At 73.6% G+C, this 7,836-nt stretch carries 4 protein-coding genes and 1 pseudogene; 2 read left to right on the forward strand and 3 right to left on the reverse strand.

The annotated features are described in order from the left end of the window. Positions 1 to 99: 99 nt before the first annotated feature. Entirely contained in the window at positions 100 to 1,626 is a 1,527-nt protein-coding gene (locus LZF96_RS09000) for a DUF2637 domain-containing protein (protein ID WP_233868334.1), read from the forward strand. A gap of 286 nt (positions 1,627 to 1,912) precedes the next feature. On the opposite strand, the gene lysS is transcribed toward LZF96_RS09000, so the two are convergent. After that, on the reverse strand, positions 1,913 to 3,673 hold the full coding sequence (gene lysS, locus LZF96_RS09005; protein WP_233868337.1) for a lysine--tRNA ligase: 1,761 nt from the start codon (positions 3,671 to 3,673) through the stop codon (positions 1,913 to 1,915). Between the two features lie 475 nt (positions 3,674 to 4,148). After that, positions 4,149 to 4,358 (reverse strand): annotated as a pseudogene (ureA, locus tag LZF96_RS09010) (urease subunit gamma); the annotation flags it as partial. Positions 4,359 to 4,914: 556 nt separating this feature from the next. Here ureA and LZF96_RS09015 point away from each other — a divergent pair. Next, positions 4,915 to 6,657 carry a S8 family serine peptidase gene (locus LZF96_RS09015; protein ID WP_233868340.1) on the forward strand — a complete coding sequence of 581 codons (1,743 nt, stop codon included), beginning with the start codon at positions 4,915 to 4,917 and terminating at the stop codon, positions 6,655 to 6,657. Between the two features lie 176 nt (positions 6,658 to 6,833). Here LZF96_RS09015 and LZF96_RS09020 read toward each other — a convergent pair whose 3' ends face one another. Then, positions 6,834 to 7,592 carry an SDR family NAD(P)-dependent oxidoreductase gene (locus LZF96_RS09020; protein WP_233868344.1) on the reverse strand — a complete coding sequence of 253 codons (759 nt, stop codon included), beginning with the start codon at positions 7,590 to 7,592 and terminating at the stop codon, positions 6,834 to 6,836. Positions 7,593 to 7,836 lie beyond the last annotated feature (244 nt).

Raw genomic sequence — 7,836 nt, forward strand, 5'->3', positions numbered from 1 at the left:
ATCGGAAAACCCGGCTCCTCGGCGTCCACGGCACCCCGGGGTGTGCCAGGCTGGGCCCCCGATGGGAACACCTGTCGCATTCAGGGAAGGGGCTCGCGGGTGGCCGCGATCACGTTGACACGCTCCCACCGTCTGCTGGTGGGCATCGTGCTGGCCGGCGCCGTGGTCATCGCGACGATCGGGTTCGTCGGCTCCTACGCCGCCGTGCGCGACCTGGCGGAGCGCAAGGGATTCGGGGAGTTCGCGCCGTTCTTCCCGATCGGCATCGACGCGGGCATCGTCGTCATGCTCGCCCTGGACCTGCTGCTGACCTGGCTGCGCATCCCCTTCCCCCTGCTGCGCCAGACCGCCTGGCTGCTGACGGCCGCCACGGTGGCGTTCAACGGCGCCGCCGCCTGGGGCGATCCGCTGGCCGTCGGAATGCACGCCATCATCCCGGTGCTCTTCATCATCACCGTCGAGGCCGCCCGGCACGCCATCGGCCGCATCACCGACATCACCGCCGACAAGCACATGGAAGGGGTGCGGTTCTGGCGCTGGTTCCTGGCGCCGCTGCCGACCTTCCGCCTGTGGCGGCGGATGAAGCTGTGGGAGTTGCGCTCCTATGAACAGGTCATCGAACTGGAACGGGAGCGGCTGGTGTACCGGGCACAGTTGCGCGCCCGGTACGGCCGGGCCTGGCGGCGACGGGCCCCGGTGGTGGCCCGGCTGCCCCTCAAACTGGCCCACCTGGGCGTTCCGTTGGGCGAGGCCACCGAAATGGTTCACCGGCCGTTGGCCGGCGAGACGTCGCTTCCCGTCCGGGCCGGCGAACCCGCCGCCGTGACGGCCGGGATGACGGCCGATCGGCTCGCGCCCGTGCCCGCGCGCCGGACACACGGCGGGACCGACGGGACCGCGGGGACGGGAGGAGCCGACGACCCGCCCCCCGGATCCGCGCCGCTCACCGGGACGGCACCGCCGGAGACACCGCTCCCCTCCCCGGCCTTCCACGACCCGACCCCTCACGAGCACGACCCCGCGCGGGCCGGGTCCCGGACCGCCGCCGCCCCCGAACCGACGGTCGGTCCGGCCCCGGAGCCGGCGCCCGCCGCCGGACCCCGCCACGGCCGGCGCGCCGCCCGACCGGTGCACGCCGCCGAGGCCGCCGCGCCGGGTGAGGCCCGGGTGACGGTCCCGGTGGGGCCCAACCGCCGTCGGACGCTGGGGCCGGCCGTCGACACGGTCGAGTCGTTCGACCCCGGCGACCCCCGGGGTGACGACGCCCCCCACGAACACGGCGAGCACCGGGCCCGGGAGCAGGACCACGAACCCGTCCCGGTCACCACCGTCCGGCAGCCCCCGCCGCCGGACCCCGCCGAGCGGCAGCCCGAACCGATGACCGTGCCGGAACTCCCGATCGGACTGCCCGCCGGGAAGTCGGAGGAGGCGGCCTTCTACGACTTCTTCGGCACGTACGTCATGGCGCAGGGGGACTACCCCAACGCCCGGCAGTTCTCCCGTCACCTGCACGACAACCACGGCGTCCGGAACTCGGACGGCGGGTTGCTGACCGAGGGGTACCTGCGGCCCCGGCTGGCGGACATGAAGCGGCGTCACCGCAGCGAGATGGGCACCGGCGTCTGACCGGCCCGGACCGACCGACACCCGACAACACCGCACGGCCGGTGGGGAACGCGCGAACGTGCCCCCACCGGCCGCGCGGTGTGTGAACCCCCGCTCCGGAAGCCCTGGCGCCGCCGCGGGTCCCGCCCGGCGGACGTGACGCCGGGACGCCGGTCCCGACCACCCGCGCGCCGAGCGACGTCACGGCCCCGCCCACCCGGCGGGCACGCCGGTGTCGGCGGCGCGGGCCCCGCACCGCCGACACCCACCGGGCCGGCGCCGGTCGGGGACCGACGCCGGCCCGGCGTCAGCCTCCGACGAGAGCGCGGACCCGGTCGGCGCCGGCCGCCAGCAACAGCGTGGGCAACCGGGGGCCGGTGTCCCGGCCCACCAGCAGCCGGTACACCAGGACGAAGAACTGCCGCTGCGCGAGCTTCAGTTCCGGCGTCGGCTTGGCCTCCGGGTCCACCCCGGCCATCACCTTGGGGATGCCGTACACCAGGGTGGTCAGCCCCTCGGGCGACCAGTGGGTGTCCAGGCCCTCCACCAGGAGCCGCAGTTCCTCGCGCTCCGCGTCGTCGAGGCCGGCGAGGAGTTCCGCGTCCGGCTCGGCGCGCAGGCGGGTGCGCTGGTCGTCCGGCAGGCGGGTGGCGACCCAGTGGGCGGCGCGGTCCAGCCGGGGGCGGACCTCGTCGGTGTCGGTGATCGGCCGCTCGGGGTCCAGGTCGCGCAGGATGCGGGCGAGCTGCTCCTCGTGGCCGGTGGTGATGTCCACCAGTGAGGCCAGGGTGCGGTAGGCGACCGGGCGGGGGGTGACCGGCAGGTCGCCGCCGGCGGTGGAGACGGCTCGACGGTGGGCGGCGATGTCACCGGGCTGGGCACGGCCCTCGTCGAGCTTGCGGCCCAGCGCGTCCCACTCGTCGTACAGCCGCTGGATCTCCTGGTCGAAGGCGACCTTGAAGGACTGGTTGGGCCGGCGCCGCGCGTACAACCAGCGCAGCAGCGGCACCTCCATGATCTCCAGGGCCTCGGCCGGGGTCGGCACCCCGCCCTTGGAGCTGGACATCTTCGCCATGCCGGTGATGCCGACGAAGGCGTACATCGGGCCGATGGGCTGTTCGCCGTCGAAGATCTCGGTGACCAACTGCCCGCCGACCACCCAGGAGGAACCGGGCGACTGGTGGTCCACGCCGGAGGGTTCGAAGACGACGCCCTCGTACACCCAGCGCATCGGCCAGTCGACCTTCCAGACCAGCTTGCCGCCGTCGAAGGTGTGGAGGTTGACGGTCTCGCCGTGGCCGCAGGCGCAGGTGTAGGCGAGGTCGCGGCCGGCGTCGTCGTAGGCGGTGACGGTGGTCAGGTCGCGTCCGCAGACGGTGCAGTACGGCTTGTAGGGGAAGTACCCGGAGTCACCGGACCCGCCGTCGTCCTCCTCGGCGGCGCCGGAGCCCTCGACCGCGGCCAGCTCGGCCGCGTCCGACGGGGCCTGCGCCTTCGCGCCCTTGCCGCCCCTGCCGCCGCCCTTCGCGGCGTCCGGCCTGCCACCGGGCTTGGTGCGATAGCGGTCCAGGACCGCGTCGATGCGCCCGCGCTCGCGCATCGCGAAGGCGATCTGCTCGCGGTAGGCGCCGGAGGTGTACCGCTCGGTCTGGCTGATGCCCCGGTACTCCACACCGAGGTCGGCCAGCGCGGTCTCCATGGGCGCCCGGAAGTGTTCGGCCCAGTTGGGGTGCGGGCTGCCGGGCGGGGCGGGCACGGCGGTCAGCGGCTTGCCGATGTGCTCCTCCCAGGAGGCGTCGACGCCGTCGATGCCGGCCGGGACCTTGCGGAACCGGTCGTAGTCGTCCCAGGAGATGATGTGCTCGACCGCGTGGCCGCGTCGGCGGATCTCGTCGGCGACCAGGTGGGGGGTCATGACCTCCCGGAGGTTGCCCAGGTGGATCGGCCCGGAAGGGCTGAGCCCGGAGGCGCAGACGATGGTTTTGCCGGGTGCGCGACGCTCCGCCTCGGCGATGACCTCGTCCGCGAATCGGGACACCCAGTCGGTCTCGGGGCTGCTGTCGGCCACGTCGGACACTTCCTCACTCGTCTCACGGCCCGGTGGTGGGGGCGGTGCGCCACCCGGTGGGCATTCTTCCACCCGCCGGGCGCCCCCCGGAAATCGCCGGACCGGGCCCGGGCGCGTGGCCGACGGCGGCGTCCCACTCGGACGGGATCCATACTCCGACGCCGCGTACGCGGTGACCGAACCGGCGATTTCCGGGGGTCCGTGCCGCGAGGGGGCGCCCCGCCCCCACCCGGCGTCCGCCGGTCCTCGGGGCGAGGTGGGCGGGGTGGGGTCACGAGGGTCATGAGGGTCATGAGGGAGCGATGAAGCCCCGGGCGTGGTCGAGGAGTCGACGCGGGTCCGCCGTACCGGCCCCGACGGCGGTGACCAGCACGGCGGGGCCGGCCAGGGGGACCAGGGCCCCCGTGGCGCGTTCCCGGTCCTCCCCCAGCAGGCGCGGCCGGGGGGAGTCGATGTCGAACCGGGGGTCTACGACCAGGAGTTCCTCGCGGCACAACACCCGACGGCCGGAGGCCATGACCTCGGCCACCGTGCGTCCCGCCCGGGCCTCCTCCAGGACGTGCGCCGTCAACAGCTCGACCGCCTCCGGGTGGTTCAACCTCAGACCGCGCTCCCGACGCCGCTGCGCCACGTCCGCCGCCACGTGAATCATCAGACGTTCCCGCTCGTGCGGAGTCAGATGCACATCGCCCTCCTCGACCGGCTGCCCCTCCGCCGCGATCGGGCTAGGGCGATCCCGCCCGAACCGTGGCGGAACCATCGCGATCCTCACATTCCGTTTCCGCCCTTCATGTCGAAAACGGAGAAGGAACCCCCGAAGGGGGAATCCCCGCGCACAGTTGACACGGGACCGAACCACTCCGGGGCGCCATCGGGACATCCCGACATCCCGTCCGCGCCCTTCGACGGAACCGCCGAAGGGACCCGTCGGGGCGTCGTGTCCGACGGGCCGCCACCACCCGGCCGAGGACCCGGGAGTCCTTCCGACGCTTTCCCCGGATTCGCCCGGGATCCACCGACGAGCCCGGGGGATTCCGGTGGTTCCACCCGACTCGACGTCAACTCCTCGTTTCCTTCTGTGACATCGGGATGTCGTTCCGGCACACCCCCTTGCCGGATTCCTGTTGTTCGGCAAATCTTTCCGCCGGAGCCCGGCTTGACATGCCCACGGCTTCACGGTCGGTCGACCCCGTCGACCGGCCGGCACGGTCCACGCACCACCGATGAGGAGGATCCCTCGGATGGCAGTGATGCGTACCACCCCCCACCGGCCGGGCATCGCGGCGGCGGCCACGATCGCCGTCCTCGCGCTCGGCACGGGTATCGCACTCCCCGCCCACGCCGCCCCCACCCCCGCTCCCGACCCCACCGCCGTCATCGAGAACGCCGGGGAGCCCGGGGCGATCGACGGCAGCTACATCGCCCTGCTCGACGACTCCATCGAGGCCGACTCGCCGGCGGCCGGTGAACTCGCCGACCGCTACGGCGTCGAGATCACCAGCGCCTGGGACGCCGTCCTCAACGGCATCGCCGTCGAGGCCACCGAGGCACAGGCCCTGGAGCTGGCCGCCGACCCGCTGGTCGAGAAGGTCGTGCAGGACGAGACCGTCTCGCTGTTCACCGAGACGCAGCCCAACCCGCCGTCCTGGGGTCTGGACCGCATCGACCAGCCGGCCCTGCCGCTGGACAACTCCTACACCTACCCCGCGCACGCCGGGGAGGGCGTGACCGTCTACATCCTCGACACCGGCGTCCGGTACACGCACACCGACTTCGGCGGCCGGGCGAGCTTCGGCTTCGACGCCTTCGGCGGCAACGGCTCCGACGGCAACGGCCACGGCACGCACGTCGCCGGCACCGTCGCGGGCACCGCCCACGGCGTCGCCAAGAAGGCGGATCTGGTCTCGGTGCGGGTGCTGAACAACTCCGGTTCCGGCACCACGCAGGGCGTCATCGACGGCATCGACTGGGTGACCGCCAACGCCTCCGGCCCCTCGGTCGCCAACATGAGCCTGGGCGGCGGCGCCAACGCCGCCCTCGACCAGGCCGTGCGCGACTCCATCGCCTCCGGCGTCACCTACGTCGTCGCCGCCGGCAACAGCAACAACAACGCCGGCAACTCCTCCCCCGCCCGGGTCGCCGAGGCGATCACGGTCGCCTCGAGCACCAACGCCGACAACCGCGCCGCGTCCTCCAGCTACGGACCGGTCGTCGACCTCTTCGCCCCCGGCCAGGCCATCACCGCCCCCTGGCACACCGGCGACGGCGCCACCAACACCATCTCCGGCACCTCGATGGCCTCCCCGCACGTGGCCGGCGCCGCCGCCCTCGTGCTCGCCGACGCCCCCGGCGCCTCCCCCGCGCAGGTGTGGAACACCCTCGACTCCCTCGCGGTGCCCGGCGTCATCGGCAATCCCGGCTCCGGCACACCGAACAAGCTGCTCCAGGTGCCCGGCGGCGGTTCGGGCGGGCAGCCGACGGCCGTGATCTCGCACAGCTGTGACGACACCACCCTGAGCTGCGCCTTCGACGGCGGCGGCTCCACCTCCCCCACCGGTTCGATCACCGGCTGGGCCTGGGACCTCGGTGACGGCGCCGACGGAACGGGCGCCGTCACCGAGCACACCTACGCCTCCGCCGGCTCGTACCCGGTCACGCTGACCGTCACCGACTCCACCGGCGCCTCCGCCTCCACGTCGGTGACCGTGAACGTCGGCGCCCCCGCGCAGCAGGGGCCGACCGCCCGGATCGCCGGCACCTGCACCAACTACCTGTTCTTCCACCTGTGCTCGATCAACGGCACCGGCTCCACCGCCGGTGACAGCCCGATCGCCACCTACCGCTGGGACCTCGGGGACGGCACCGGCGCCGAGGGCGCGACCGTCAGCAGGATCTACACCCGGGGGACCTGGACCATCACCCTGACCGTCACCGACGGCAACGGGCTGAGCGACACCGCCACGGCGACGCTCACCATCCCGTAGGCCCGTCGTTCCCCGGGGCTCCGGCCCCGGGCGACCGGGCGCCCGCCGACCGTCCCCGCCCCGGGGAACGACGGGCACCCCGCAGACCACAACGGAGCACCCCCACAGGGGTCGGGCACGACAGCCGGTCGTGCCCGACCCGCTCCCGTTCCGGGGGCGGGCCGCCCGCCGCGGGGTCAGCCCTCCCGGTGCACCTTCTCGTTCGACGCCTGCGCCCTCGGTCGCACCACCAACAGGTCCACGTTCACGTGCGACGGCCGCGTCACCGCCCACCCGATGGTGTCCGCGACGTCCTCCGCCGTCAGCGGGTTCGCCACCCCCCGGTAGACCTTCCCCGCCCGCTCCGCGTCGCCCCGGAACCGGGTCAGCGAGAACTCCTCGGTGTGCACCATCCCCGGCGCGATCTCGATCACCCGCACCGGCTCCGCCACGATCTCCAGCCGCAGGGTCCGCGCCAACACGTGCTCGGCGTGCTTGGCCGCCACGTACCCCGCGCCGCCCTCGTAGGGGGCGTGCCCGGCGGTGGAGGTGACCACCACCACCGTGCCGTCGCCGGAGGCGATCAGCGCCGGCAGCAGCGCCTGGGTCAGGTGCAGCGTGCCCAACACGTTCACCTCGTACATCGCCCGCCAGTCCGCCGGGTCGCCGGAGGCCACCGGGTCCAGGCCGAAGGCACCGCCCGCGTTGTTGACCAGCACCCGGCACTGCCCACCGAGGTGCTCGGCGAAGACGTCCACCGCCGCCCGGTCGGTGACGTCCAGCGGATACGCCTCGGCCTCCCCGCCGGAGCGGTTCAACTCCGCCGCCAACTCCTCGATCCGGTCGGCCCGGCGGGCGGTGAGCACCACCCGGTACCCCTCGGCCGCCAGCCGCCGCGCGGTCGCCGCCCCGATCCCGCTGCTCGCCCCGGTCACCACCGCCGTGCGCGTGCCCATGGCCCGTCCTCCGCCTCGTCCTCGTGCCGCGACGCGCCGGCCGACCCGGCGCCGCCGGTCGCACCGTACAACGGACGAGTACGGCGGGCCGGACACACCCGGCGGGCACGACGGTGCGGGGGGTGCCTCTATGTCTTTCGTCAAGGCATTGCTGTCGGGTTTGGGGTGGTTCGGGGCTGTTGGGGTTATGCAGCGAGTTCGATGTTCTTCGGTGTCCGGGATTCGTAGAGGGTGCCGTCGCGGA

Source organism: Streptomyces sp. ST2-7A (assembly GCF_021390475.1).
Taxonomy (GTDB): domain Bacteria; phylum Actinomycetota; class Actinomycetes; order Streptomycetales; family Streptomycetaceae; genus Streptomyces.

Coding starts and splice junctions, on each gene's coding strand:
- LZF96_RS09015 (WP_233868340.1), top strand. CDS start 4,915: ATGGCAGTGATGCGTACCACCCCCCACCGGCCGGGCATCGCGGCGGCG.
- LZF96_RS09020 (WP_233868344.1), bottom strand. CDS start 7,592: ATGGGCACGCGCACGGCGGTGGTGACCGGGGCGAGCAGCGGGATCGGG.